The organism is Candidatus Nanopelagicales bacterium (assembly GCA_041393815.1).
In the GTDB taxonomy this organism is placed as follows: Bacteria; Actinomycetota; Actinomycetes; order S36-B12; family JAWKJK01; genus JAWKJK01.
The window spans coordinates 56452-82184 of record JAWKJK010000008.1; the positions used below are offsets into that span (position 1 = coordinate 56452).

The window sequence follows — 25733 nt, forward strand, 5'->3', positions numbered from 1 at the left end:
CTCATCCCGCTACGCCGCGGACTAGGCTCGCGAGCGTGCCGAGCGAAGGGACGGACTGGCCGGACGTACGGCTGCACGTCGTCTCCGGCAAGGGCGGTACGGGCAAGACGACCGTGGCCGCGGCGCTCGCGATCGCGCTGGCCGCGGGGGGCCAGCGGGTGGCCCTGATGGAGGTCGAGGGCCGGCAGGGGATCGCCCAGCTGTTCGACACCGCGCCGCTGCCCTACCAGGAGCGCAAGGTCGCGGTGGCACCCGGCGGCGGCGACGTGATCGCCCTGGCGGTCGACCCCGAGGACGCCCTGCTGGAGTACCTCGACATGTTCTACAACCTGCGCCGCGCGGGGTCGGCGCTGCGCCGGATGGGCGCGATCGACTTCGTCACCACCATCGCGCCGGGACTGCGCGACGTGCTGCTCACCGGCAAGGCCATCGAGCTGGTGAAGCGGGCGGAGAAGAAGCAGCCCAACGCCTTCGACGCCGTCGTCCTCGACGCGCCGCCCACCGGCCGGGTCAGCCGTTTCCTCAACGTCAACAGCGAGATAGCCGGGCTGGCCAAGGTGGGGCCGCTGCGGTCCCAGGCGGACTCGGTGATGGCGGTGATCCGGTCCCCGCGCACCGCCGTGCACCTGGTCACGTTGCTGGAGGAGATGCCGGTCCAGGAGACCATCGACGGGGTCAAGGACCTGGAGGAGTCCGGGCTCCCGCCGGGCGGGATCGTGGTGAACATGATCCGGCCCCCGGTGCTGTCGGACTCCGAGCTGGCCGCGGCCGCGGACGGGTCGATGTCGCGCGAGGGACTGGCCGAGGGGTTCGCTGCGGCAGGGCTCGGACCTCGTCAGGCGGGCGCGCCGGTCGTCGGCGCGCTGCTGGCGGAGGCGGAGGACCATGCCGCGCGGGTGGGCCTGGAGCGCGCGGAGCGCGCGCGGATCGAGTCGCTGGACCGCCCCGTCTACACGCTGCCGCTGCTGCCGGACGGGATCGACCTCGGCGGGCTGTACGAGCTGGCCGAGCTGCTGCGCGAGCAGGGGATGGCATGAGCACCGTCTCCGCCGCCGGATCCCTCGACGTCGACGCCCTCCTCGACGATCGGGGAACGCGCATCGTCGTGTGCTGCGGCGCCGGAGGCGTCGGCAAGACGACGACCGCCGCGGCGCTGGGGCTGCGCGCGGCGGAGCGGGGCCGCGACGTGTGCGTGCTCACGATCGACCCGGCGAAGCGACTGGCCCAGGCGATGGGCCTGTCCCGCCTGGACAACGTCCCGCGACTCGTCGAGGGCGTGACCGGTCCGGACGGTCGCGGGTCCCTGCACGCGATGATGCTGGACATGAAGCGCACCTTCGACGAGATCGTCGAGGCGCACGCGGATCCCGTTCGGGCTCAACAGATCCTGGCCAACCCCTTCTACCAGGCGCTGTCGACGTCGTTCGCCGGTACCCAGGAGTACATGGCGATGGAGAAGTTGGGGCAGCTGCGGGCGCAGGCCGACGCGGAGGGCACCTGGGACCTCATCGTCGTCGACACCCCTCCCTCACGGTCCGCCCTGGACTTCCTCGACGCGCCGGAGCGGATGGGGTCGTTCCTGGACGGCCGGTTCATCCGGATCCTCACCACGCCGGCGCGCGGGGCGGGCCGGGGGATCGGGCGCATCGTGGGCGTGGGCTTCGGCTTCTTCTCCGGCATCATGACGAAGATCCTCGGCGCCCAGGTGTTGGCGGACGTGGGCACGTTCGTGGCCGCCATCGACACCACGTTCGGCGGCTTCCGCGAGCGCGCGGAGGTGACGTACGCGCTGCTGCAGGACCAGGGGACGTCGTTCGTCGTGGTGGCCGCGCCCGAGCCGGACGCGCTGCGCGAGGCGTCGTACTTCGTGGAGCGGCTGGAGGAGGACTCGATGCCGCTGGCCGGCCTGGTGCTCAACCGGGTCCAGGAGGTGCGCGCCCCGGAGCTGTCCGCGGAGCAGGCGGTGGCGGGGGCGGAGCGGCTGGAGGAGGACGGGGAGCACCCGACGACGGCGGCGCTGCTGCGGCTGCACGCGGAGCGGATGCGCCGGGCGGAGCGGCAGCGGCACCTGGCGGAGCGGTTCACGTTCGCTCACCCGGGGGTGCCGGTGACGTCGGTGCCCGCGCTGGCGGAGGACGTGCACGACCTGGAGGGGCTGAGGGAGATCGGCGAACTCCTGGTCGCCCGGTAGGCACGGCGACCAGGACGAGCCCCATCGGCGCCGGCGAACTCCTGGTCGCCCGGTAGGCACGGCGACCAGGACGAGCCCCATCGGCGCCGGCGAACTCCTGGTCGCCCGGTAGGCACGGCGACCAGGACGAACCGCCCGGGGGGCGGGTCCCGCGGGGCGGGCTACGCGGTGCGGGCTACGCGGTGCGGGTCGCCCGGGTGCCGGTGGCCTGGCGCTCGTACTCCTCGCGCGCGGTCTCCAGCAGGCCTCGCCAGGAGGTGACCTGCGGGCGACGGCGCAGCAGCGCCCGGCGCTCGCGCTCGGTCATGCCGCCCCAGACCCCGAACTCGACCCGGTTGTCCAACGCGTCGGCCAGGCACTCCGTCCGGACCGGGCACCCCATGCAGATCGCCTTGGCGCGGTTCTGGGCCGCTCCCTGCACGAAGAGGGCGTCCGGGTCGCTGCCGCGACAGGCCCCGCGGGCCGTCCAGTCGGTGGTCCAGGCCATCGGTCGGCTCCTTCCCCACGTCAGGCGCGGGCGGGTCGGGGGTGACCTGCGCCACGCTGCGCTGCGGGTCCGGACGCTATTGCGCCCCCGACGCTCGGTACAGGTCAGATAGTACTAGAAAGACTAGTCATTTTGAACTATTCTCACCGCGTCGGGGGGAAACCACGCCGGGCCGATCGGACGCCGAGGGGACGCCGGTCGGAACCTCTCCCCGTACCCTGGACGTCCTATGGCCGTGCTGCCACCCCCCCAGGGACGACGACGCAACCCGGTGGGGGTCTTCGCACGCCTGCTGCTCTTCGTCCTCGTGGCGGGGCTCGCAGGCGTCCTCGTCGCGGCCGCATTCCTCCCGCTCGTCGGCGGTCTCGGCGTCACGGTCCGCTCGGCCGTCACCGGCTTCGAGGAGCTGCCCGACCAGCTGTCCACCCCGCCGCTGCCGCAGCGCTCGGTCATCCTGGCGGCGGACGGCTCGCTGCTGGCGACGCTGTACTACCAGAACCGGGTCGAGGTCCCCCTCACCTCGGTCGCCCCGATCATGCGCCAGGCCCTGGTGGCCATCGAGGACTCGCGCTTCCTGGAGCACCGCGGGATCGACCTGCGCGGGACCATGCGCGCGCTGGCCACCAACACGACGGCCGGCGGCGTCCAGCAGGGCGGCTCGACCCTGACCATGCAGTACGTCAAGAACGTGCTGGTCAACAACGCGGACAACGCCGAGGAGGTCGCGGCCGCCCGGGCCAGGACCCCCATCCGCAAGCTCCGCGAGATCCGCTACGCGCTCGCGCTCGAGCGGCGCTTCACCAAGGACCAGATCCTCGAGCGCTACATCAACATCGTGTACTTCGGCGCCGGGGCGTACGGCGTCGAGGCCGCGTCCCGTCGCTACTTCAGCAAGCCCGCGAGCAAGCTGACCCTGCCCGAGGCCGCGACGTTGGCCGGGATCGTGCAGCAGCCCACCGCGTACGACCCCACCCGCAACCCGCGGCTGTCCACGGTGCGACGCGACGTGGTCCTGCGCCGGATGGCCGAGGTCGGCTTCATCACCCAGGCGCAGGCCGCCCGCGCGGCCGCGGTCCCGATGAAGAAGATCCTCAAGCCCAAGCGGGTCCGCAACGGCTGCACCTCGTCGTACGCGCCGTTCTTCTGCGACTACGTCGTCCGGATCCTGCAGTCCGACCCGGCGTTCGGCGAGACCACGGCGGCCCGCGAGGCCCTGCTCAAGCGCGGCGGCCTGACGATCCGTACGACGCTGCAGCCGCAGACCCAGGACGCCGCCTACCAGGCCGCGATCACCCAGATCCCCATCAAGGACGACAGCCGCCGCGCGGCGGCGATCGCGATGGTCCAGCCCGGGACCGGCCAGATCCTGGCCATGGCGCAGAACCGGAAGTGGGGGACGTCCGGCCGCGGCCGCACGACGTACAACTACGTCGTCGACCAGGCCTACGGCGGCACGATCGGGATGCAGGCCGGGTCGACCTTCAAGGTGTTCACGCTCGCCGCGGCGCTCGAGGCCGGCGTGTCCCCGTTCGAACCGATCAGCTCGCCGAGCCCGAAGACCTTCGAGGACTTCGTCAACTGCGAGACCGGCGCCCCCTTCGGCCCCATCACGTTCCGCAACTCCACCGGCCAGGGCACCTTCGACATGCGCAAGGCGACGGCCTACTCCATCAACACCTACTTCGTGGCCCTGGAGGAACGCACCGGGCTGTGCCGGCCGGCCGAGATCGCGGAGAAGATGGGGGTCCGCCTGGCCACCGGCGGCGACCTGTACCGCGTCCCGTCGTTCACCCTCGGCACCATGGAGATCTCGCCGCTGTCCCTCGCCGGCGCCTACGCCGCGTTCGCGAACCACGGCGAGTACTGCCGCCCGATCGCGATCCTGCAGGTCTCCGACCGCACCGGGAAGCGGCTGCCGATCCCGTCGGCCAAGTGCAAGCAGGTCGTCGAGCCCGAGATCGCCGACACCGTCACCAGCCTGCTCACCGGCGTCATCGACGGGAACATCTCCGGCCGCACCGGCCAGGCGATGTCGCTCGGTCGGCCGGCCGCGGGCAAGACGGGGACGACGAACGACTCCGCCGCCGTCTGGTTCGCCGGGTACACCCCCGAGCTGGCCGCGGCCGTGTGGGTCGGCGACCCGCGCGGCGGCTACGCGTACCCGATGAAGAACGTCGTGATCAACGGCGTCTACTACGGCCAGGTCTTCGGCTCGACCATGCCCGGACCGATCTGGAAGAACGCCATGCTCGGGGCGCTGGCCGGGACGCCGGAGCAGGACTTCCAGCTGACCTCGACGTGGGGCCTGGGCGCCGCCACCGACGCGGAGAAGTACGGCAACCCGCTGGAGGCCTCCCCCGGGCCGTCGGAGTCCGGCGACCCCAGCGAGAGCGCGTCGGCCTCCCCCACGACGGCGGAGCCGACCCGCGACCCGACTCCGACCGCGGCACCACAGCCCAAGCCGACCTCGAGCTCCCCCAGGCCCACGACGAGCGCGCCGGCCCCGAAGCCGACGTCCAGCGCGCCGGCCCCGAAGCCGACGTCCAGCGCCCCCGCACCCAAGCCGACGTCCAGCGCGCCGGCCCCGCAGCCGACCTCGGCCGCCCCGGCGCCCAAGCCGACCTCGGCCGCGCCGCAGTCGCAGGCACCGCCCCCGCCCGCCAGCCCCGCCGGCTGAGCCCAGGCTTGGCGGGAGTCAGCCGAGGCCGAGCTGCTGCTTGACCAGCGCGGCCACCCGGCCGCCGTCGGCCCGGCCCGCCACCTGCGGCTGCACGATCTTCATCACCACGCCCATCGCCCGGGGTCCCTCGGCGCCGTCCGCGCGGGCCTGCACCACCGCGGCCGAGACGATCTCGGCCAGGGCATCGTCGTCGAGCTGCTCGGGCAGGTAGCGCTCGAGCACGCCCAACTCGGCCCGCTCCCGGTCGGCGAGGTCGGCGCGCCCGGCGTCGTCGTACGCGGCCGCGGACTCCTTGCGCTTCTTGGCCTCCTTGCCCAGGACCGCGACGACGTCGTCGTCGGACAGCTCCCGGGCCACCTTGCCCGAGACCTCCTCGTTGGTGATCGCAGCCAGGGCCATGCGTACGGTGGCGGCGGTCAGCTCGTCGCGGGACTTGATGGCGGCGGTGAGGTCGTCGTGCAGGCGGTCCTTCAGGGTGCTCATGGCCACATCCTCCCAGCAGCCCCTGGGGTCCGCCGACGTGACAGGATCGCCGGGTGCGCCCGACCACCCGTGCGTTCCTCGGCCTGGCCGCGGCCGGCGCCGCGGGGCTGGCCTACGCGCACTGGGAGACCACCTCGTTCCGGCTGCGCCACGCCACCGCACCGGTCCTGGACCCCGGTCAGGCTCCGCTGCGGGTGCTGCACGTCTCCGACCTGCACATGACCCCCAACCGGCACGAGGAGCGCTCCTGGGTGCGCGGGCTGCGCGCCCTGCACCCGGACCTCGTGGTGGTCACCGGCGACTTCCTGGCGCATCCGGACGCGGTCCCGGTGGTGCTCGACACCCTCGAGCCGCTGATGGACGTGCCCGGCGTGTTCGTCCTGGGCAGCAACGACTACTACGCCCCGCGGCCGCTGAACCCCGCGCGCTACCTGTTCGGCCCGTCGGACATCCGCGACGACCTGCCCACGCTGCCCTGGCCGGACCTGGTCGCCGGGCTCACCTCCGCCGGCTGGCACGACCTGTCCAACGCGCGCGCCGTCGTGGCGGCGGGCGGACTGCGCCTGGACGTCCGCGGCGTCGACGACCCGCACATCAGGCGCGACCGCTACGCCGAGGTCGCCGGGCCCTTCGACGACCGCGCCGACCTGGCGCTGGGGGTCGCGCACGCACCGTATCTGCGGGTCCTGGACGCCATGGCCGCCGACGGCGCGGACCTGGTCCTGGCCGGGCACACCCACGGCGGCCAGCTGTGCCTGCCCGGCTTCGGCGCACTGGTGACCAACTGCGACCTGGACCGGTCCCGGGCCAGCGGGCTGTCCACCCACACCAGCGCGCAGGACCCGGCGCGCACGTCCTGGCTGCACGTGTCCGCGGGCCTGGGAACCTCCCCGTACGCGCCGTTCCGCTTCGCCTGCCCCCCGGAGGCCACGCTGCTCACGCTCACCGCCCGGTCCGTTTTGGGGCCGGTCGAGGCGCTGGGCTAGACTCCGCTTCGCTTTCGCGGGGTGTGGCGCAGCTTGGCAGCGCGCTTCGTTCGGGACGAAGAGGCCGTGGGTTCAAATCCCGCCACCCCGACCATGCGGTGACTCGCTCGATGCGGGTCACCGCATCGTCATGTTCGGGCCGGCCTCGGGCACCGCAGCCGGCCCTGCGAAGTGGATCTTCCGCGGAAGATCCACTCCAGCACTGCGGAGGCGGGCGGCGCCCCGTTTGTGAGCCGAGTGGCTGCTACCCGGCACCGAACCGGCCCGGTGACGACCACTGGGCTCACTTCTGCGCCGGTGGACGCGCCCGGCCGCCGGCCGGACCGATGGGAGTGGATCTTCCGCGGAAGATCCACTGCGCGGTCAGGAGGCCGCGCTCCGCGGCGCAGGTTCGCCTCGGCTCCCCAGGCGTCGGCCGACCGGTGGTCGCGGCGGGAGTCTGCGCGTCTCTGGCGGGACGTCGTGCGTGCGCACGAGGACGACACCGGGGTGCGCGTTCGTGAGCCGACCGGTTGCTACCCGGCACCGATCCGGCCCGGTGACGACCACTGGGCTCACTTCTGCGCAGGTCGACGCGACCGGCCAGCGAGTTGATCTTCCGCGGAAGATCAACTCGGCGGTCCACCATGCTTGCGCTACGGGAGCACCGGCTGGGGCGGCGGGCCCGCGGCGGCTATCGTTTCCGCCGTCGGACGTCGGGGTATCGGGAGCGTGATGAAGAAGTACGTGCGCAGTGCCGCCGTCGCGATCCCGCCGGTCGGCCGACTGGTCGAGCAGCGCGACCGTCTGGCGCAGAAGCTGGAGGCGGAGCGGGAGACCAACCGTCGGCTGAAGTCGCAGGTCGAGGCGCTGTCCGCCGCGGCGGGCCGGGTCGGCGACGCGCCGGACCCGGCGTCGTACCGCTACCTGTTCGTCGTCACCTACGGCCGATCCGGCTCGACCCTGCTGCAGGGCATCCTCAACTCGATCCCGGGCTACACCATCCGCGGCGAGAACGGCGCGGCCATCTACCACCTGTACAAGTTCCACCAGACGATGGCGCAGAAGGCCAAGGAGTTCGCGGCGAGCAACAAGCAGCCGGTGGACCCCACGCACCCCTGGTACGGGATGCACGAGTACGAGGAGTACCTGTCCATCCACGAGCAGCGCAACCTGATCCTCGACACGGTCCTGCGACCCGAGGAGGACACCCGGGTCGTGGGGTTCAAGGAGGTGCGCTGGTACTGGAAGGACACCCCCAAGTACGTCGAGTACCTGCGCAAGGTGTTCCCCTACAGCAAGTTCCTGTTCAACACGCGCTCGCACGACAAGGTCGCCAACAGCAAGTGGTGGGCCGAGCGCCCGGAGGCCCGGGCCGAGCTCGAGCGGATCGAGAACCTGCAGCTCGGCATCCTCGCCGACCTGCGGCACCACGGCTACCACGTGCACTACGACGACTGGGTCGCCGATCCCTCGGTGCTGCAGGGCATGTACGACTGGCTCGGCGAGCCGTTCGACCTGGAGACCGTCAAGGCCGTGATGGCCCAGCGCCACTCGTACTGATCAACTCACACCGCTCAGACCGCACCGATCGGTTCCGGCGGGGCGGAGCGGCGAACGCGTCAGCCGCGGGCGGCGACCAGCTCGGCGATCTGGACGGCGTTGAGGGCCGCGCCCTTGCGCAGGTTGTCGTTGCTGACGAACAGCACCAGCCCGCGGTCGTCGGCGACGCCGGCGTCCTGGCGCAGCCGGCCGACGTACGACGGGTCGCGCCCGGCCGCGTGCAGCGGGGTGGGCACGTCGGCCAGCTCGACGCCGGGAGCATGTGCCAGCAGCTCAGCGGCCCGCGCCACCGGCAGCGGCCGGTCGAACTCGGCGTTGATGGACAGCGAGTGGCCGGTGAACACCGGGACCCGCACGCAGGTCCCGGACACGAGCAGGTCGGGGATGCCCAGGATCTTGCGGCTCTCGTTGCGGAGCTTCTGCTCCTCGTCGGTCTCCTGCGACCCGTCGTCCACGATGCTGCCCGCGAGTGCGACCACGTTGAACGCGATGGGGGCGACGTACTTCTTCGGCGCCGGCATCACCACGGCGTCGCCGTCGTGGACCAGTGCGGCGGTGTCCTGACCTACCGCGGAGCGGACCTGGGAGTCCAGCTCCTCGACACCGGCCAGGCCGCTGCCGGAGACCGCCTGGTAGGTGCTGACGACCAGCCGGCGAAGCCCGGCGGCCTCGTGCAGCGGGCGCAGCACCGGCATCGCCGCCATGGTCGTGCAGTTGGGGTTGGCGATGATGCTCTTGCGCATCTCCTCGATCGCCGCGGGGTTGACCTCGCTGACGATCAGCGGCACATCGGGGTCCATCCGCCAGGCGGAGGAGTTGTCGATCACGACCGCGCCCGCCTCGGCGAAACGCGGTGCGAGCGCCTTGGACGTGGCCCCGCCGGCGGAGAACAGCGCGATGTCGATCCCGCTCGGGTCCGCGGTCGCCGCGTCCTCCACCACGACGTCGCGCCCGCGCCACGGCAGCGTGGTGCCGGCGGACCGGGCCGAGGCGAAGAAGCGGATGTCGCCGACGGGGAAGTCGCGCTCGTCGAGCAGGCGGCGCATGACAGCGCCGACCTGGCCGGTGGCGCCGACGACGGCGACGGTGGGCGTGCGGTTCATGGGGCGGTGCCTCCTAGCGGCCGGTTCCTGCGTACACGACCGCCTCGCCGTCGGCATCGAGGCCGAACGCGGAGTGGATCGCGCGCACCGCAGTCTGGGCGTCGACGGTCCGGGTGACCACCGAGATACGGATCTCCGAGGTGGAGATCATCTCGACGTTGACGCCGGCGTCCGCCAGCGCGGCGAAGAACGTCGCCGAGACGCCGGGGTGCGAGCGCATCCCCGCGCCCACCAGCGACACCTTCGCGATCTGGTCGTCGAAGAGCAGGCTGTCGAAGCCGATGGTGTCGCGGGACCGGTCCAGCGCGGACAGCGCGGCCGACGCGGAGCCCTTGGGGCAGGTGAACGTCACGTCGGTGCGGCCGGTCGCGGCGGCGGACACGTTCTGCACGATCATGTCGACGTTGATCCCGGCGTCGGCCAGCGCGCGGAAGATCTTGGCGGCCTCACCGGGCTTGTCCGGCACCGCGGACACCGTGATCTTGGCGTCGTTGAGGTCGGCGGCGACGCCGCTGATGATGGGCTGCTCCATGTCGTCACCTTCGGTCTGGGCCAGGGCGGCGGCGATGCCGTCCTCGGACAGGACCCACGTGCCCTCTCGGTCGGAGAACGACGAGCGGACGTGGATGGGCAGGTCGTAGCGGCGGGCGTACTCCACGCAGCGCAGGTGCAGCACCTTGGCGCCGACAGCGGCCAGCTCGAGCATCTCCTCGTACGTGACATAGGAGAGCCGGCGGGCAGCGGGGACGCTGCGCGGGTCGGCGCTGAAGACGCCGTCGACGTCGGTGTAGATCTCGCAGCACTCGGCCCCGAGGGCCGCGGCCAGCGCGACGGCGGTGGTGTCCGACCCGCCCCGGCCGAGCGTGGTGACGTCCTTGGTGTCCTGCGCGACGCCCTGGAACCCCGCCACGATCGGGATCGCGCCCTCACCGATCGCCGTGGTGATCCGACCCGGCGTCACGTCGATGATGCGGGCCGCGCCGTGGGCGGAGTCGGTGATCAGGCCGGCCTGCGACCCCGTGTAGGAGCGGGCCTCGGCGCCGAGGTCGGAGATCGCCATCGCCAGCAGCGCCATCGAGATGCGCTCGCCCGCGGTCAGCAGCATGTCCAGCTCGCGGGCGGGGGGCAGCGGCGACACCTGCTCGGCGAGGTCCATCAGCTCGTCGGTGGAGTCGCCCATGGCGGACACCACGACGACGACGTCGTGACCGGACTTCTTGGTGTCGACGATGCGCCGCGCGACCCGCTTGATGCTGGCGGCGTCGGCGACGGAAGAGCCGCCGTACTTCTGCACCACCAGTCCCACGGTCGTCTCACGTCCTCACAGCGCCGGGTCCCGGCCGCGGTCACGGTCGGGCCGCACGCGAGCGCGGCCCCCCGAGGGGGACCGGCGTCGTCGGCGGAGCCGTCAGTCTATCCGCGGAGGGTGTGCGGAACGCTCCCGTCCGGATGGTGGGATCTGCGGCCGCGAGGGGGCGGTGCGGTCATTCCTCCCGCACGGACTGGAGCAGCAGGCGCTCCAGCGACTCCTCCTCCAGCTCCGCGAGATCCTCCACGTCGTGGTGCTCCACGATCGGGCTGCCCAGGCGTACGTGCGCGACCAGCGACTGCAGTGCCCGCAGCGTGGCGCTGGCGGCCGGCCCCCAGCTCGACACGTACGAGTACTGCCACCACCACAGCGCCTCGACCGGGCGGCCGGCGGTGTGGTGGGCGATCCCGTGCAGCAGGTCGGCGACCGTGGTCACCAGGTCGTCGGAGATCTGGGCGTGCACGACCTCGTGGCCGGCGTACGGGTCGAACACCTCGGCGTAGGTGTCCACCGGCTCCAGCAGCTGGTGCAGCGCGTCGCGCAGGGCGTCGACGTCGGGCTCGATGCCGGCGTCGGGCTCCCAGCTGCCGTCGGGCACGACGTCGGTGATCGCGCCCAGCCGCGCACCGGCGCCCAGAACGGCCGACACCTCCAGCAGCAGCAGGGACACCGCCTCGTCGGGGCGCTGCGCCGAGGCCAGCGCCTCGACCGCGGCCACGAACTCCCCGAACGCCAGCACCAGCTCGTCGGCCAGCACCACCAGGTCCGCGTCGGGCGCGGTCGGCACCGGCTCGTGCACCAGCGGGTCGGTCTCGGTCTCCCGCAGCGCGGCCGCCAGGTCGGCCGCGACCACCGCGGCCAGCGGGTCCGGTGCCGCGTCGTCGTGCGGGCGGTCAGACGTGGCGCGCTCAGACATCGAGGCGTCGCCTCCCTTCGAATGCCCGGCCGAGGGTCACCTCGTCGGCGTACTCCAAGTCTCCGCCCACCGGCAGTCCGGACGCCAGGCGCGTCACCGTCAGGCCGAGCGGACCGAGCATGCGGGCCAGGTAGGTGGCGGTGGCCTCCCCCTCGAGGTTGGGGTCGGTCGCCAGGATGATCTCGGTCACGGTCCCGTCGGCGAGCCGGGTCATCAGCTCGCGGATGCGCAGGTCGTCCGGGCCGATGCCCTCGATCGGGCTGATCGCCCCGCCGAGCACGTGGTAGCGGCCGCGGAACTCCCGGGTGCGCTCGATCGCGACGACGTCCTTGGGCTCCTCCACCACGCACAGCACGGCCGGGTCGCGTCGCGGGTCACGGCAGATCCGGCACTCGACGTCCTCGGCCACGTTGCCGCAGGTCGCGCAGAACCGGACCTTGTCCTTGACCTCCAGCAAGGCCTGGGCCAGCCGACGCACGTCCGCCGGGTCGGCCTGCAGCAGGTGGAACGCGATCCGCTGCGCGCCCTTCGGCCCGATGCCCGGCAGCCGGCCGAGCTCGTCGATGAGGTCCTGGACCACGCCCTCGTACATGGCCCGGTCAGCCGTTCTCGATCTCGCCGATGCGCGTCGCGCCGAGCTCGCGCATGACCAGGTCCTCGCCGGTCAGCCCCTCGGCGTCGAGGTCGTCGTCGTCCAGCCGGGGTACGTCGGGCTCGGCGTCGGGGTCCGGGTCGGCCGCGGCGGCGCGGGCGGCCGCACGGACCTCCGCCGCGCGGCTGCGGGTCGGGGCGTCACCGTCGCCCCCCTCGGAGCCGCGGGCGGGGCCGCCGGCCGCGCCCGGCGACGGGGCGGCCGCCGCGGACTCCGCATCCGGGTCGAGGACCACGTCGACGGCAGCATCGAGGCCGAGCACGTCCTGCAGGGCGAGTCGCAGCAGCTCGTCGTGGCCGCTGCGGCGGGCCCCGGCCACCGTGCCGGCCGCGGGCACGCCCACGGCGAGGACGCCCTCGGACAGCGACAGCGGCCGGGACTGCCCGAACACCATCCAGGCGACCCGCTTGCGCGACTTCAGCGCCTCCAGCACCTGCGGCCAGGCCACCCGGACGGCTCCCAGGTCGGGGCCGGCGGCGGATGCCTCGGCCGGGGCGCCCGGGGCCCCCGGGGCGCCGTGGGCGCCAAGGGCGCCCTGGCCCGCCGAGGCGCTCGGCCGGGCCGCGGTCTCCTGCTCGGCCGGGACCGAGGGTGCGGCGGACCCCGCGGAGTCGTCCGCGTGCCCCGCCGCGGCCGGGGGCGCCGGTGTCGACGCGGGTGCCGTGGACGGCGCCACCCGGGACAGCGGGGGCGGCGGCGGAGGGGCCGAGGCGGAGGGTCGGGCCGGCGGGGGCGAACCGGGGCCGGTCGGTGACGCCGCCCGGTCCGCGGCGGGGGCGGCCGACGGGCGCGCGGGCGGCGCCTGGTCGGTCGCCTGGTCGGGCGACTGGTCGGGCGACTGGCCGGTCGACTGGCCGGTCGACGGGGACGGGCCCGACGCACCGGACCCGCGGGGCGAGGCGCTGCGCACGGAGGCCGGAGACGGCTCGGCGGGGCTCCCCCCGCCCTCGGCCCGCTCCTCGACGCCGTGGGCCCCGAAGCGGCGCTCGAGCCGGTCCAGCCGGGCGGCCAGCCCGCGCGACGCGTCGTCGGCGGCCGGCAGCAGCAGCCGGGCGCAGAGCAGCTCCAGCTGCAACCGCGGCGCGGTGGCGCCACGCAGCTCCGACAGCCCCTGGCTGACCAGGTCCGCCGCCCGGGACAGCTCGGCCAGCCCGAAGCGCGTCGCCTGGTCGGCCATGGTGGCCAGCTGGTCGTCGGGGACGTCGAGCAGGCCGGACTCGGCCGCCCCGGGCACCGCGGTCAGTACGACCAGGTCGCGCAGCCGCTCCAGCAGGTCGGTGACGAACCGGCGCGGGTCGTGCCCGGAGGCCACGACCCGGTCGACCACGGCGAACAGCCCGGCGCCGTCGCCCGCGGCGAGGGCGTCGACCACGTCGTCGAGCAGCGCCGCGTCGGTGACGCCGAGCTGGCCGACGGCCTCGGCGTACGTGATGCCCTCGGGGCCGGCGCCCGCGGCGAGCTGTCCCAGGATCGACAGCGCGTCCCGGACGCTGCCGCCGCCCGCGCGAGCGATCAGCGCCAGCGCGGTCGGGTCGGCGGGGACGCCCTCGGCCTCGCACACCGACGCCAGGTGCTGCTGCAGCACCCGGCCGGGCACCAGCCGGAAGGCGTAGTGGTGCGTACGGGACCGGATCGTCCCGATGATCTTCTCGGGCTCGGTGGTCGCGAACACGAACCGCAGGTGCGGCGGCGGCTCCTCCACCAGCTTCAGCAGCGCGTTGGCGGCCTCGTTGGTGAGCTGGTGCGCCTCGTCGATGATGTAGACCTTGTAGCGGGACGCGGCCGGGGCGTACACCGCCTTCTCACGCAGCTCGCGGGCGTCGTCGATGCCGCGGTGGGTCGCGGCGTCCAGTTCGATGACGTCGATGGACCCGGGGCCGTTGGGCGCGAGGTCGAGGCAGGAGCGGCACTCCCCGCACGGCTCCGGCGTGGGCCCCTGCTCGCAGTTCAGCGACCGGGCCAGGATGCGCGCCGTCGAGGTCTTGCCGCAGCCGCGCGGACCGGAGAACAGGTAGGCGTGGTGCACCCGGTCGTGCGCCAGCGCCCGGCGCAGCGGCTCCACGACGTGCTCCTGGCCGACCACGTCGTCCAGCCGACCGGGGCGGTAGACGCGGTACAGGGCCAGGGACACGGCGCCACCCTAGCCGCGGGGCCCGACCCCCGGCCCCGGCGTTCGCGGGCCGGGGGACGCGGTGGAGGGCGGGTGCGGCCGAGCCGCCGGCCGCGGGGCGCGAAGGGACCCCCCGCGCACCCGACAGAGCCTGCCTACCCTTGCTGCCTTCCGGCCCTGGGGGGGTTCAGCGGGATGCCGCCGCACGGGGGGTCGGCCGCCGAGTCTACCGGCCCGCGGGGGCTGCGCCGATTTCCGGGCGAACGGCCACCGCTTGTACCCTCCTCCGCGGAGGATTCGCCTAGTGGCCTAGGGCGCACGCTTGGAAAGCGTGTTGGGGGAAACCCCTCAGGGGTTCGAATCCCCTATCCTCCGCCACGATCAGCCCCCGGCCGCCGCGTCGGCGGTGTTGGGCACACGATCCGCAAAGCGGATCGTGTGCCCAACACCGGGGGGTCTGGGTAACGATCCGTTCGCATCCGCCGCCCGCTCCGCTGTGGGGCGGTACGCGCGACCTAGACTCGCGCCGTGATCTTCAAGGGCGTGGGCGACCGGCGGCCGTACCCGCCGCACGGCCTCACGCTGTCGGAGTGGGCCGCGGTGCCGCCGCGGCAGGTCAAGCTGACCGACCTGATCACCACCAAGCGGACGCTGGACCTCGACGCGCTGCTGGCCGACGACTCCACGTTCTACGGCGACCTGTTCGCCCACGTCGTGCTGTGGGAGGGCAACCTCTACCTCGAAGACGGCCTGCACCGCGCGGTCCGCGCCGCCCTGCAGCAGCGCCCGCTGCTGCACGCGCGCATCCTCGACCTCGACGCCCGGCTGGCCCAGGGGGCGACGGCATGAGCTCGTACGGGGGACCCGGCTACAGCGGTACCGGGCGGAAGCGCTCGAAGGTCGGCCCGATCATCCTGGTGATCCTCGCCATGCTGGTGCTGTTCACCGCGGGGTTCGGGCTGTCCTTCATCCTGTTCCGCGACTCGTCCTCCACCGACGAGGCGACCGACGCGTCCTCGGGGCCGTCCGCGCTGCCGTGCACCACCGTGACGGTGATCCCCGGCACGGGGCTGCCCAAGCCCGGTCAGGTCACGACCAACGTCTACAACTCCACCGACATCAGCGGCCTGGCCGGCCGCACGTCGGAGGAGCTGAAGGCCCGCGGCTTCGTGATCGGCAAGGTCGCCAACGACCCGCTGTCGAAGACCATCACCGGCACCGCGGAGATCCGCTACGGGGCGAAGGGCCAGGACGGCGCCACGCTGATGCGCTACTACATCCCCAAGGCCGTCCTGGTGCAGGACGACCGGACCGACGCCACCATCGACACGGTGCTCGGCGAGGCGTTCCAGAAGGTCCGGACCAGCGAGCAGGTGCAGAAGGCGCTGACCAAGCCGGTCCCGTCCCCGTCCGGACCGGGCTGCCCGTCCCCCGGGGGTGCGCCCGCCTCGACCGCGCCGGCGGCCTCGACGGGGACCACGCCGGCCCCGTCGCCCTCCCCGTCGGCCTCCTGACCCGTCCGGGCGGATGCCCGGCGACACTGCGGGCATACCCCCATGGGTATGCTGCCCGCATCCCGGTGCCACCCTGGTGGTCCCAGCGCGCGCGGAGGTGACCATGGCCGCCACATCCCGGTGGTGCCGCGTCCCTGCGTGGCGCGCCGGCCGCGGACTGGTCGTGGGGACCGCCGCGGTCGGGCTGGCGTCCGCCGGCCACTCCCTCGGCGGCGGCCACGTCGACCCGGCGGCCCTCGCCCTGTGGCTCGGCGTGGGTGTGGTCGCGGCGACGCTGCTGTCGGACCGGGTGTGGAGCCTCCCCCGCCTGATCGGGCTCCTGGCCGTGACCCAGGTGGTCCTGCACGTGGGGCTTGGCCAGCACGCCGGGGCCGGTCACGGCGGCACCCCCACCGCGACCATGCTCGCCGGTCACGCGGTCGCCGTGGTGCTGACCGCCCTCGTGCTGCGCCGAGGAGAGGCGCTGGTCGAGTGGCTCGTCGCCACCCTGACCCGACCGCTGCGCGCCGCCTCGCTCGCCACCTCGCCCGTGCCCGCGTACGCGGCCACGCCGGTGGCCCGCGGCCCGGTCGCGACCGGTGCGCCGCTACGGCACGCGGTGGTCCGGCGTGGGCCGCCAGGCCCGCGCCCGGCCCACGTCATCTGACCGGCACGACGCCGAGATCCCCTGCGGGGCAGGGGGTGCGCGCCGTGCTACCCGCCGTGCTCGCACGCGCACCCCACCCGTCCGCGTCCCTCATCGGCGCGCGTCCCGAAAGGGCTCCGTATGTCCGTGTCCCCCCGTTCCCTCGTCCCGCTCGCCGCGGCCCTCGTGCTGGTCGCCGGCGGTGCCGCCGGCTGCGCCAGCAACGACTCCGGCAGCGCCTCCTCGTCCTCCGCCGCCGCGAGCGCCACGACCGCAGAGCCGGCGTCCAGCACCTCCCTCACCGTCACCGACCCCTGGGCCAAGGCCGCGGAGTCGGGCATGACCGCAGCGTTCGGCACCCTCGTCAACGCGACCGACGCGGACGTCACCGTGGTCTCGGCCACGACCAGCGCCTCCGATCGCACCGAGCTGCACGAGACCGTGATGAAGGACGGCCAGATGGTGATGCAGCCCAAGGAGGGCGGCTTCGTGGTTCCGGCAGGCGGAGAGCTCGTGCTCGAGCCGGGCGGCAGCCACATCATGATCATGGACCTGACGTCGCCGGTGGCCCCGGGTGACGACGTCACGGTCACCCTCACCCTCGACGACGGGTCGACGGTGGAGTTCGTCGCGCTCGCCAAGGACTACGCGGGCGGCAACGAGACGTACCAGCCCATGGACGGGATGTCCGAGGGGGCCAGCATGTCGGAGGGGATGTGACCGACAGCCCCGCACCGTCGGACCGCCGGGTCTCCCGCCGCATGCTGCTCACCGGCATCGCGGCGGGGCTCGGCGGCGCCGCGGTCGGCGTCGCCGGCGCGACCGCGGTTGCTGCGGCGGGCGGCTCCGAGCCGACCCCCCAGCCGACCGCACCCGACCCGCTCGGTGCGGGCGCGGTCGGCTCGGCCGTGGAGCCGTTCCACGGGCCGCACCAGGCCGGCGTCGCCACCCCGGCGCAGGCGCACGCGGTGTTCCTCGCCCTCGACCTGCGTCCCGGCACCGACAAGGACGGGCTGCGCCGGCTGATGCGCCTGCTGTCCGACGATGCCGAGCGGCTCACCCAGGGGCATGGCGCACTCGGCGACAACGAGCCGGAGCTCGCGCTCGACCCGGCCCGGCTCACGATCACGTTCGGTCTGGGGCCGGCGGTGTTCGATCTGGCCGGGCTGCAGGACCAGCGGCCGCCGGGGTTCGCCCCCCTGCCGTCCTTCGGGATCGACCGGCTGCAGCCGCGCTGGTCCGGCGGTGACGTCCTCGTGCAGGTGGGGTCCGACGACCCCACCACGCTCGCGCACGCGGTGCGGATGCTCGGCAAGGACGCGCGCGCCTTCACCGTGCCGAGGTGGCGGCAGCACGGGTTCCTCCGCGCTGCGGGAGCGACCGCGGCCGGCACCACGCCACGCAACCTCATGGGCCAGGTCGACGGGACCGTCAACCCGAGGCCCGGGACCGAGGAGTTCGACCAGCTGGTGTGGGCGCACAGCGGTCCGGAGTGGTTCCTGGGCGGGAGCACCGTGGTGGTCCGCCGGATCCGGATGGACCTCGAGACCTGGGACGCGTTCGACCGGTCCGGCCGCGAGCAGGCCATCGGCCGACGCCTCGACAACGGCGCCCCGCTGACGGGCACGAAGGAGGCAGACGTCGCGGACCTCGACGCGGTCGACGAGCGGGGACTGTCGGTGATCCTGCCGTCCGCCCACATCCGCCGTGCCCGTGGCGAGGCGAGCGGTCCGCCGTTCCTCCGGCGTGGCTACAACTACGACGAAGGGACCGACGCCGAGGGTGCCAGCGACGCCGGGTTGATCTTCGCGTCGTACCAGGCCGACATCGAGCGGCAGTTCCTCCCGGTGCAGCGCCGGCTGGCCGAGCTGGACCTGCTGAACACCTGGACCACCCCGATCGGGTCGGCGGTGTTCGCGCTGCCGCCCGGGGCCTCGCCCGGCGGGTACGTGGGCGACGGACTACTGGGCTGACCCGTGGGGGCGCCGCCGCACCCACGGGTCAGCACGGACCTGCGGTCAGCGCTCCGCTGGACTCGACGTGCATCGGGTCGCTGCCGTCGACGGTGCCCTCGAGGCAGAAGCCGTCGGCGGTCGCCCGGGCGACGGTGACCTGCACGCCGCCGGAGGGGACGAACCCGGGGATCTGGGCGGTGACGGTCGGGTAGGAACCGGTCTCGGCGAAGGCCGTCTCCATGCCGAGCGCGGCCGCCCGCAGGTCGGACTCCAGCGCGGCCAGGTTCGCCCGGTCCGTCTGCTCCACCAACGGCGACACGGGATCACCGCCGCCGCAGCCGGACACGGCCACCGCGGCCAGCAGCGCGGCGGCCATCGCGCGCCTCAACCGGCCACCCCCTGTCCGCCCCTCACCGGTCGGCTGTCCGTCAGCCCACCTCGACGCTCTCGATGGTGGCGGTCCCGTTGGTCACGGTGAACGTGACGACGCGGTTGTTGGAGCTTCCCCCGGGCCCGCACTGCTGCGGCCCGCTCCCCACCACGGTGACGCTGCTCGGGCCGGGCTCGTTGGTCTCCGCGGAGTACGGGACCCCGGTGAACGAGCAGTCGTTGTTGACGTGCAGCCAGACGTTGGGGTCCATCACGTAGCGGCCGTCCGCCAGGCCGGTCCGGGTGTTGTTCGCCGGGTCCAGGCTCTCCGAGGCCGCCTTGAAGATCCAGGCACCGGACACGATGAGGACGACCAGGGCGATGAGGCTGAGGATCAGGCCGGCGATGCCGAGCCACATGCCGGCCTTGGCCGTGCCGCCGTTGGTCGCGGTGCCGTCCTTGGCCTTTCGGATCCCGATGACCCCGAAGATGATCGCCAGCACCGAGCCGATCGGGCCCAGGCAGAAGAACTGCAGGATGCCCATGACCAGCGCCGCGGTACCCATGCCGTTCTGCGGGGCGGCGCCGCCCGGCGGGGGGTACGACCCGGAGGGTGGGTAGCCGCCCGGTGGGTAGCCGCCGGCCGGGGGATACCCGCCCGGAGGAGGCGGGGGCGGGCTGCCCGGAGGAGGAGGCGCGCCGCCGGGAGGCGGCGGAGGCGTACCGCCCGAGGGCGGCGGAGGGGTCGCGTCGCTCATCGCGGGTCCTTCCGCGGTCGCTTGCGTGGTCGTACCTCAGCATGGCCCGTCGGGGCGGTCCGGCGGTGGGGGTTGACGCTTCTGAACGTTGTTCAGTACCTTGAACGTCGTTCAGACAATCCCGGGGAGGGACCATGACCACCGTGACCGCCACCGCCGACATCGCGCCGCTCGGCCACGACGAGGCGATCGCCCTGGCCGGCGAGGAGTACCGCCGGTTCGCCGCGCTCGCCGCCTCGGTGCGCGACGACCAGTGGGCGCTGCCCACCGACTGCACCGGATGGACCGTGCGCGACCTGGTCGGCCACCTCGTCGGCGCCGAGCGCAGCGCGGCCTCCGTACGCGAGATGGCCTCGCAGCAGCTCGAGGTCGCCCGGCGGGTGCGACGACTCGGCGGCCAGGCGGTCGACCACATGACCGCGATCCAGATCGAACGCACCGCCGACCTGTCGGAGCAGGCACTGGTCGCCGAGTGCGCCGCGCTCGCCCCAAGGGCGGCCCGCGGTCGTGGCCGGACGCCCGCGCCGGTGCGGCGGTTCGTGTCCATCCCGGTGGAGGCGGGCCCGATCCGCGAGCGGTGGACGATGGGCTACTTCGTCGACGTCATCCTGACCCGCGACACCTGGATGCACCGGGTCGACCTGTCCCGGGCACTCGGCGTGGAGATGGCCACCGACGCCGACCACGACGGCCGGATCGTCGCCGACATCGTCGCGGAGTGGGGGCGCCGGCACGGGCAGCCGTTCCGGCTCCACCTCGACGGTCCCGCCGGGGGCGACTTCGCGTCCGGCGACGACGGTGAGTCCCTCACCCTGGACGCCGTGGAGTTCTGCCGCATCGTGTCCGGCCGGGCGACCGGGACCGGACTGCTCGGGCAGGCGGTGCCGTTCTGACCGCGCCGTCGACCGGCCCCTCCCACGCTGCGACCTCCGCCCGGGAGCGCCGGCACGAGGCCACCCGCCGCGAGATCGTCGCGGCGGCGTGGGACCTGTGCCGCGAGCGCGGTCTGTCCGGGCTGGCCCTGCGCGACCTGGCGCGCGCGGTCGGCATGACCGCGCCGGCGCTGTACGCGTACTTCGCCAGCAAGGACGAGATCTTCGACGCGATGTTCGCCGACGGGCAGCGGGCGATGCTGGAGCTGGACTACACGCCGGGCGAGGGCGAGCCGGTGACGCGGGCCGAGCTGCGGCACGGGGCGCGGATGTTCTTCGACTTCTGCACCGCCGATCCGGTGCGCTACCAGCTGATGTTCCAGCGGGTCGTACCGGGCTTCGTCCCGTCGGAGGAGTCGTACGCGCTCGCGGTGCGCAACTACGAGCGATTCTCCGCCGCGGTGGCGCGGGCGGGGGTGAGGGACCCGCGCCACCTGGACCTCTGGACCGCGCTGGTCACCGGCCTGACCGACCAGCAGATCTCCAACGACCCCGGCGGCGACCGGTGGGGACGGCTGCTGGACGAGGCCGTGGACCTCCTCTGCGACCACGCCGGCCTCCCCTGACCACGGTCCCTGACATCCCGCAGCCCCTCACCCGGTCGACGGAATGAGTCTGGGCGTTGTTTGCGGGCCGAATTAGGCCTCGCAAACAACGCCCAGACTCATTCGGCCGCGGAGAGGGCGGGCAGCGGCGGCGCGGGTCGGCGGCGGCGCGGGTCGGCGGCGCCGGGGCAGCCGCGGGTTCGGGTCAGCGGGGGCGGACGGCTCCGCCGCGGGAGCGGGCCAGCCGGGCCACGGCTGCCGGGTACCGGGTCGGGAGCAGCCGCGCGACGGCGTCGGGCACCGTGGCCGTCGCGCCGATCAGCACCCGCGGCCGACGGCGCTCGATCCCGTCCAGGATCCGCCGGGCCGCATCCGCCGGCTCGATCGTGAGCACCCGCTCGAACTCGGCCATCCCCTCCTCGTACTCCTCCGGGGTGACGCCGGACCCGACGCGAGCCGCGCGAGCGACGCCGGTGCGGATCCCGCCGGGGTGCACGGTGGTCACGCCGACGTCGTCCTCGACCAGCTCCTGGCGCAGCACCTCGCCGAACCCGCGCAGGCCGAACTTGCTGGTGCAGTACGCCGACTGGCCGTACGCCCCCACCAGCCCGAGCACGCTGGACAGCAGCGCGACGTGCGACCCCGGGTTCGCCTTCAACGTGGGGAGCAGCGCGTGCGTGAGCCGGATGGGCGCCTGCAGGTTGACGTCGAGGACCCACTCCACGTCCTCGACGTCGACCTGGTCGAACCGCCCGGCCAGCCCGACCCCGGCGTTGTTGACCAGCAGCCGCACCCCCGGGTGCTCCGTCGCGATGCGCTTCCCGAGCGCGGTGGTGCCGGGGCCGTCGGCGAGGTCCTCGACGTACGTCGCCACCGGCCAGCCGGGCCGCGCGGCCCGGACCTCGGCACGTACGGCGCCCAGCCCCTCCGCGTCCCGGTCGACGAGCACCAGGCCGCTCCCCCGGGCCGCTAACCCGTGCGCCAGCGCCGCGCCGATGCCGTTCGCCGCACCCGTCACCACGGCCGTGCCGCCCGCGAAGAGGTACCTCCTCATACTGCGCTCCCCACTGCGTGATCCGAACCCCGCCTCGTACGCGCACGACCGAACCGCACGCCCTCGTCGTCGACCCGTCCCAGCCCGAGCAGGACCAGGTCACGCGGGTAGCTCTGGTGCAGCCGCCACGGCCAGCGCACCCCCTGCGTCGGCATCGCCGCGAGACCGCGGCGCACGTACCCCGCGGCCAGGTCGATCAGCGGCAGCCGCCGGGCGTCGGGTGGTGGAAGCGGTGTGACCGTGTCGAACCCGTTGCGGCGCATGTGGTCCAGCAGGCGCGCGACGTACCGGCTCACCAGGTCGCACTTGAGCGTCCAGGACGCGTTGGTGTAGCCGAGCGCGAGCGCGAGGTTGGGCACCCCGGACAGCATCATGCCCTTGTACGCCACCGACTCCGCCAGGTCGACTCCGCGGCCGTCGACCACCAGCGAGATGCCGCCCAGGGCCAGCAGGTTCAGCCCGGTTGCGGTCACCACCACGTCTGCGGGGATCTCCTCCCCCGACCTGACCCGGATGCCGCCGGCGGTGAACGAGTCGATCTCGTCGGTCACCACGGACGCCCGGCCGGAGCCGATGGCCCGGTAGAGGTCGCCGTCCGGCGCCAGGCACAACCGCTGGTCCCACGGGTCGTACCTCGGCGCGAAGTGCCGGTCGACGTCGTAGCCGTCGGGCAGTTGGGCGGCCGCGCCACGGCGGAGCAGGGACCGCATCAGCGCGGGGGCCCGACGACTGAGCCGGAAGCTGGCCTGGGTCAGCAGGATGCTGCGCCAGCGCAGCAGCGGGTACGCGCGCCGCGGGCCCAGCCACGCCCGCAGCCGATTCCCCCACGGGTCCCGCGACGGCATCGACAGCACGTACGTCGGCGATCGCTGCAGCATCGTCACGTGCGCGGCAGTCTCGGCCAGCGCCGGTAGGAGCGTCACGGCGGTCGCGCCGCTGCCGATGACGACGACACGGCGGCCCGCCCAGTCCAGGTCGGACGGCCACTGCTGCGGGTGCACCACCGGACCGGTGAAGCGCTCGATGCCGGGAAGTGCCGGCGTGTAGCCCTCGTCGTAGCGGTAGTAGCCGGTGGCACAGAACAGGAACGAGCAGGTCAGGACGACCGGGTCACCGGTGTCGGCGCGACGCGCGTGCACCGTCCAGCGTGCGTCGTCCCCGCACCACTCCGCCCGTTCCACCCGGTGCCCGAAGCGGATCAGCCGATCGACGCCGTACTCGCGCGCGGTCTCCTCGACGTAGCGCAGGATGGACGGACCGTCGGCGAGCCCAGCACCGTTCCACGGCCGGAACGGGTAGCCGAGGGTCAGCATGTCGGAGTCCGATCGGACCCCCGGGTAGCGGAAGAGGTCCCAGGTCCCGCCGATCGCGTCGCGAGCCTCGAGCACCGCGATCGTCAGGTCCGGGAGCCGCTCCCGCAGCCGTACGACCGCATCGATCCCGGACAGTCCGGCGCCGATGACGAGGACGTCGACGTGCTCGTGGGCCATGCCCCTGAGTCTGCCGTCAGCCCCACATGCAGTCCTGCTCCCGCGCATGGAAACCGGCCTCGATCGCCTCCCAGGTGGGCCGGTCCTTGAGCTCGTCGACGCGATAGGTCCCGCCGGGGATCCAGGAGGCTCCGCCGCCACGCCCCTGGATGGAGGCGGTGGTGAACCGCGACGGGTCGAAGAACGTCCAGACCCCCCACTGGCCGTTGAGGTCCTCCTGGGTGAACTCGAACATCGCCGCGCCGAGGAAGTAGCCACCGGGCGAGGCGCTGTCGCGCGACATCGGGTACGTGCAGCGCAGCTGGTCGCGGACCCGCTGCCCCTCCTGGGAGTCGGGGTACGCGAACCCCATCTCCCCGAAGAACATCGGCGGCAGGTCGTTCCAGCGGTCCCCACCCGGGAACGCCGCGGGCCAGGTCTGGTTGATCAGCGTGTTGAGCGCGATCGCGTTCTGGAACGGGTTGGTGCTGGCGACGTAGCGGCTCTGCCAGAACCCGTCCGGGATCGGGCCGAGGACCACCTGCTTGCCGTCCTTGCCGACCCAGGTGCGCGGCTGGTCGCTCTTCGCCGACTCCTCCAGCACCCGGGACACGGCCAACGTGGGGCCGACGCCCTGCGCCCCGCCCGCGTACGGCCCGGTCGACGTCGACACGAAGATCGGCAGTCGGAACTGAGGCGGGACGTCGTACTTGCGCTCGAGGTCCACGATCGCGGCGATCACGAACAGGACCGACTCCGGCGAGATCCCGACGTAGTCGAACTCGTTGTAGACGCCCCAGATCGCGGCAGCGGGGTGCGGCTTGTGGTCGGCCCCGGGCAGGTAGATCTCCTCGAAGATCCGCTCGATGTTGGCGTAGGCGGCCGCGTAGCTCCCCGTGGCGACCCCGTCGCACCCGTTCCCGATGATGAGGCAGTTGGTGTAGTTGCTGATCGGGATGGTGACGCCGATGCCCAGCCGTTCGGCGTAGTCGAGGAAGCCGCCGTGGTCGCGGTACGGGTTCCAGTTGTAGATGTGCAGGAAGTTCGAGTCGATCGAGGCCATCTTCCGCAGGTCGTCGCGGCCGCCGGGGCCCCACAGCTGCCGGAAGTCCTCGTTGTAGTAGTCGGAGTCGAAGTAGACCTGGTTGCCCCCGGGACCGCGGGTGGGGTTCTTCCGCGCGTTGTCCGACGGAGCCGGCTCGTAGGAGAAGCCGCGGATCGGCCGGTACCGGTTGACGAACCGCGCCACTGCGGACCCGGCCGGCGGTGGGACGACTTCGACGCGTGCGACGGAGGGCACCGCGGCCCGCGACGACCCGACCGGGACGGCGGTGACTGGGCCGGACACCGCGCCGGGCCCTGAGACCGCCTGTATCACCGCTGGCGACACCAGGAGCATCCCAGCGAGCATCGCCCCCGACACCGCGGCACGGATCACTGCACGACTCATCAAAGCCCCCTGCCCCTCCCGTCGACGCAGCGCCGACGGCCCGTTCGGCGAGCATGTCATGACGGATGCGGCGTCCGCCGCGGAACGCCCGGGCGGTCCTCAGTCCAGGCAGAACTCGTTGCCCTCGGGGTCGGCCATCACGAGGTGACCGGCACTCATCGGCGGGGCCGGCTCGTGCCGGGCGAGCCGGGTGGCTCCGAGTGCGACGAGACGGTCGCACTCGGCCTCCAGCGCGGCCATCCGCGCGTCGCCGTGGAGTCCCGGTGCCGCCCGGACGTCGAGGTGCACCCGGTTCTTGGCGGTCTTGCCCTCCGGCACCTGCTGGAAGAACAGGCGCGGTCCCACCCCGTCGGGGTCCTCGAGCGCAGATCGGGAGTTGCGCTGCTCGGGCGGGACTCCGACGGCCGCCAGGAAGTCGTCCCATGCCGCCAGCGGATCCGCGCCCTCGGCCAGCGGCACGCCGGGCGGCCCGGGATGGACGTAGCCCAGCACGTCCCGCCAGAACGTCGACAGGGCACGCGGGTCGTGGGCGTCGAACGTGACCTGGACGTGTCGGCTCATGCCGTCGCATCATGCCGGGCCCGGCGCCCGCGTCGCTGCCGG

Annotated in this window: 25 protein-coding genes, 2 tRNA genes and 1 other RNA gene; 14 read left to right on the forward strand and 14 right to left on the reverse strand. The window is 73.4% G+C overall.

The window, feature by feature from the left end; translation table 11 throughout:
* Nucleotides 1-35: 35 nt before the first annotated feature.
* Both R2737_17410 and R2737_17415 read left to right on the forward strand, forming a co-directional pair.
* Entirely contained in the window at nucleotides 36-1037 is a 1002-nt protein-coding gene (locus tag R2737_17410; protein MEZ5118044.1) for an ArsA-related P-loop ATPase, read from the forward strand.
* On the forward strand, nucleotides 1034-2191 hold the full coding sequence (locus tag R2737_17415) for an ArsA family ATPase (GenBank protein MEZ5118045.1): 1158 nt from the start codon (nucleotides 1034-1036) through the stop codon (nucleotides 2189-2191). The genes R2737_17410 and R2737_17415 overlap by 4 nt, the downstream gene beginning before the upstream one ends.
* Nucleotides 2192-2366: 175 nt before the next feature.
* Here R2737_17415 and R2737_17420 read toward each other — a convergent pair whose 3' ends face one another.
* A complete protein-coding gene (locus tag R2737_17420) occupies nucleotides 2367-2678 on the reverse strand; it encodes a WhiB family transcriptional regulator (GenBank protein MEZ5118046.1) in 312 nt (103 codons plus the stop codon).
* Nucleotides 2679-2913: 235 nt separating this feature from the next.
* Here R2737_17420 and R2737_17425 point away from each other — a divergent pair, with 235 nt between their 5' ends.
* Nucleotides 2914-5355 carry a transglycosylase domain-containing protein gene (locus R2737_17425; GenBank protein MEZ5118047.1) on the forward strand — a complete coding sequence of 814 codons (2442 nt, stop codon included), beginning with the start codon at nucleotides 2914-2916 and terminating at the stop codon, nucleotides 5353-5355.
* A gap of 18 nt (nucleotides 5356-5373) precedes the next feature.
* Here R2737_17425 and R2737_17430 read toward each other — a convergent pair whose 3' ends face one another.
* Nucleotides 5374-5841 (reverse strand): GatB/YqeY domain-containing protein, encoded by a 468-nt coding sequence (locus R2737_17430; GenBank protein ID MEZ5118048.1) that lies wholly within the window; start codon nucleotides 5839-5841, stop codon nucleotides 5374-5376.
* Nucleotides 5842-5894: 53 nt separating this feature from the next.
* On the opposite strand from R2737_17430, the gene R2737_17435 reads away from it, so the two are divergent.
* The 3 genes from R2737_17435 (at nucleotide 5895) to R2737_17445 (ending at nucleotide 8369) form a co-directional block, all read left to right on the forward strand.
* Entirely contained in the window at nucleotides 5895-6827 is a 933-nt protein-coding gene (locus R2737_17435) for a metallophosphoesterase (protein ID MEZ5118049.1), read from the forward strand.
* 17 nt (nucleotides 6828-6844) lie between these two features.
* Nucleotides 6845-6921: transfer RNA gene (locus R2737_17440), tRNA-Pro, on the forward strand.
* Between the two features lie 620 nt (nucleotides 6922-7541).
* Nucleotides 7542-8369 carry a sulfotransferase gene (locus R2737_17445; GenBank protein ID MEZ5118050.1) on the forward strand — a complete coding sequence of 276 codons (828 nt, stop codon included), beginning with the start codon at nucleotides 7542-7544 and terminating at the stop codon, nucleotides 8367-8369.
* Between the two features lie 59 nt (nucleotides 8370-8428).
* Here the strand turns inward: R2737_17445 and R2737_17450 are convergent, their stop codons facing one another.
* The 6 genes from R2737_17450 to ffs all read right to left on the reverse strand — a co-directional run bounded on the left by R2737_17450 (nucleotide 8429) and on the right by ffs (nucleotide 14677).
* On the reverse strand, nucleotides 8429-9472 hold the full coding sequence (locus R2737_17450; protein ID MEZ5118051.1) for an aspartate-semialdehyde dehydrogenase: 1044 nt from the start codon (nucleotides 9470-9472) through the stop codon (nucleotides 8429-8431).
* A gap of 13 nt (nucleotides 9473-9485) precedes the next feature.
* Nucleotides 9486-10778: an aspartate kinase gene (locus R2737_17455; GenBank protein MEZ5118052.1), complete on the reverse strand. Its 1293-nt coding sequence runs from the start codon at nucleotides 10776-10778 to the stop codon at nucleotides 9486-9488.
* A gap of 178 nt (nucleotides 10779-10956) precedes the next feature.
* Nucleotides 10957-11697, reverse strand: a complete 741-nt coding sequence (locus R2737_17460; GenBank protein MEZ5118053.1) for a DUF5063 domain-containing protein — start codon at nucleotides 11695-11697, stop codon at nucleotides 10957-10959.
* Nucleotides 11690-12289, reverse strand: a complete 600-nt coding sequence (gene recR, locus R2737_17465) for a recombination mediator RecR (protein MEZ5118054.1) — start codon at nucleotides 12287-12289, stop codon at nucleotides 11690-11692. The genes R2737_17460 and recR overlap by 8 nt, the downstream gene beginning before the upstream one ends.
* A gap of 7 nt (nucleotides 12290-12296) precedes the next feature.
* Nucleotides 12297-14480, reverse strand: a complete 2184-nt coding sequence (locus R2737_17470; GenBank protein ID MEZ5118055.1) for a DNA polymerase III subunit gamma and tau — start codon at nucleotides 14478-14480, stop codon at nucleotides 12297-12299.
* Nucleotides 14481-14580: 100 nt separating this feature from the next.
* An RNA gene (ffs, locus tag R2737_17475) (signal recognition particle sRNA small type) lies at nucleotides 14581-14677 on the reverse strand.
* Nucleotides 14678-14749: 72 nt separating this feature from the next.
* Between ffs and R2737_17480 the strand changes: the two genes are divergently transcribed.
* The 6 genes from R2737_17480 to R2737_17505 all read left to right on the forward strand — a co-directional run bounded on the left by R2737_17480 (nucleotide 14750) and on the right by R2737_17505 (nucleotide 18571).
* A tRNA-Ser gene (locus tag R2737_17480) sits at nucleotides 14750-14837 on the forward strand.
* 150 nt (nucleotides 14838-14987) lie between these two features.
* On the forward strand, nucleotides 14988-15308 hold the full coding sequence (locus R2737_17485) for a type II toxin-antitoxin system VapB family antitoxin (GenBank protein ID MEZ5118056.1): 321 nt from the start codon (nucleotides 14988-14990) through the stop codon (nucleotides 15306-15308).
* Nucleotides 15305-15973: a LytR C-terminal domain-containing protein gene (locus R2737_17490; protein MEZ5118057.1), complete on the forward strand. Its 669-nt coding sequence runs from the start codon at nucleotides 15305-15307 to the stop codon at nucleotides 15971-15973. Before R2737_17485 ends, R2737_17490 begins: the two co-directional genes overlap by 4 nt.
* A gap of 103 nt (nucleotides 15974-16076) precedes the next feature.
* Nucleotides 16077-16619: a hypothetical protein gene (locus R2737_17495; GenBank protein ID MEZ5118058.1), complete on the forward strand. Its 543-nt coding sequence runs from the start codon at nucleotides 16077-16079 to the stop codon at nucleotides 16617-16619.
* 126 nt (nucleotides 16620-16745) lie between these two features.
* On the forward strand, nucleotides 16746-17318 hold the full coding sequence (locus R2737_17500) for a copper chaperone PCu(A)C (GenBank protein MEZ5118059.1): 573 nt from the start codon (nucleotides 16746-16748) through the stop codon (nucleotides 17316-17318).
* A complete protein-coding gene (locus R2737_17505; GenBank protein MEZ5118060.1) occupies nucleotides 17315-18571 on the forward strand; it encodes a Dyp-type peroxidase in 1257 nt (418 codons plus the stop codon). The genes R2737_17500 and R2737_17505 overlap by 4 nt, the downstream gene beginning before the upstream one ends.
* 28 nt (nucleotides 18572-18599) lie before the next feature.
* On the opposite strand, the gene R2737_17510 is transcribed toward R2737_17505, so the two are convergent.
* Together R2737_17510 and R2737_17515 are read right to left on the reverse strand one after the other, a co-directional pair.
* Nucleotides 18600-18929 carry a hypothetical protein gene (locus tag R2737_17510; protein ID MEZ5118061.1) on the reverse strand — a complete coding sequence of 110 codons (330 nt, stop codon included), beginning with the start codon at nucleotides 18927-18929 and terminating at the stop codon, nucleotides 18600-18602.
* Between the two features lie 52 nt (nucleotides 18930-18981).
* On the reverse strand, nucleotides 18982-19488 hold the full coding sequence (locus R2737_17515) for a DUF4190 domain-containing protein (GenBank protein ID MEZ5118062.1): 507 nt from the start codon (nucleotides 19486-19488) through the stop codon (nucleotides 18982-18984).
* A 326-nt stretch (nucleotides 19489-19814) separates the two neighbouring features.
* Here R2737_17515 and R2737_17520 point away from each other — a divergent pair, with 326 nt between their 5' ends.
* Both R2737_17520 and R2737_17525 read left to right on the forward strand, forming a co-directional pair.
* Nucleotides 19815-20573 (forward strand): maleylpyruvate isomerase family mycothiol-dependent enzyme, encoded by a 759-nt coding sequence (locus R2737_17520; GenBank protein ID MEZ5118063.1) that lies wholly within the window; start codon nucleotides 19815-19817, stop codon nucleotides 20571-20573.
* 74 nt (nucleotides 20574-20647) lie between these two features.
* Nucleotides 20648-21178: a helix-turn-helix domain-containing protein gene (locus tag R2737_17525; protein ID MEZ5118064.1), complete on the forward strand. Its 531-nt coding sequence runs from the start codon at nucleotides 20648-20650 to the stop codon at nucleotides 21176-21178.
* 184 nt (nucleotides 21179-21362) lie between these two features.
* Here R2737_17525 and R2737_17530 read toward each other — a convergent pair whose 3' ends face one another.
* From R2737_17530 to R2737_17545, 4 genes are all read right to left on the reverse strand, one after another.
* Complete coding sequence (locus R2737_17530; GenBank protein ID MEZ5118065.1) at nucleotides 21363-22211, reverse strand: SDR family NAD(P)-dependent oxidoreductase; 849 nt, start codon at nucleotides 22209-22211, stop codon at nucleotides 21363-21365.
* Nucleotides 22208-23701, reverse strand: coding sequence for an NAD(P)/FAD-dependent oxidoreductase (locus tag R2737_17535; GenBank protein ID MEZ5118066.1), 1494 nt, complete (start codon nucleotides 23699-23701; stop codon nucleotides 22208-22210). Before R2737_17535 ends, R2737_17530 begins: the two co-directional genes overlap by 4 nt.
* Nucleotides 23702-23717: 16 nt before the next feature.
* Nucleotides 23718-24929, reverse strand: coding sequence for a hypothetical protein (locus R2737_17540; protein MEZ5118067.1), 1212 nt, complete (start codon nucleotides 24927-24929; stop codon nucleotides 23718-23720).
* 300 nt (nucleotides 24930-25229) lie between these two features.
* Nucleotides 25230-25691: a VOC family protein gene (locus R2737_17545; protein MEZ5118068.1), complete on the reverse strand. Its 462-nt coding sequence runs from the start codon at nucleotides 25689-25691 to the stop codon at nucleotides 25230-25232.
* Nucleotides 25692-25733 lie beyond the last annotated feature (42 nt).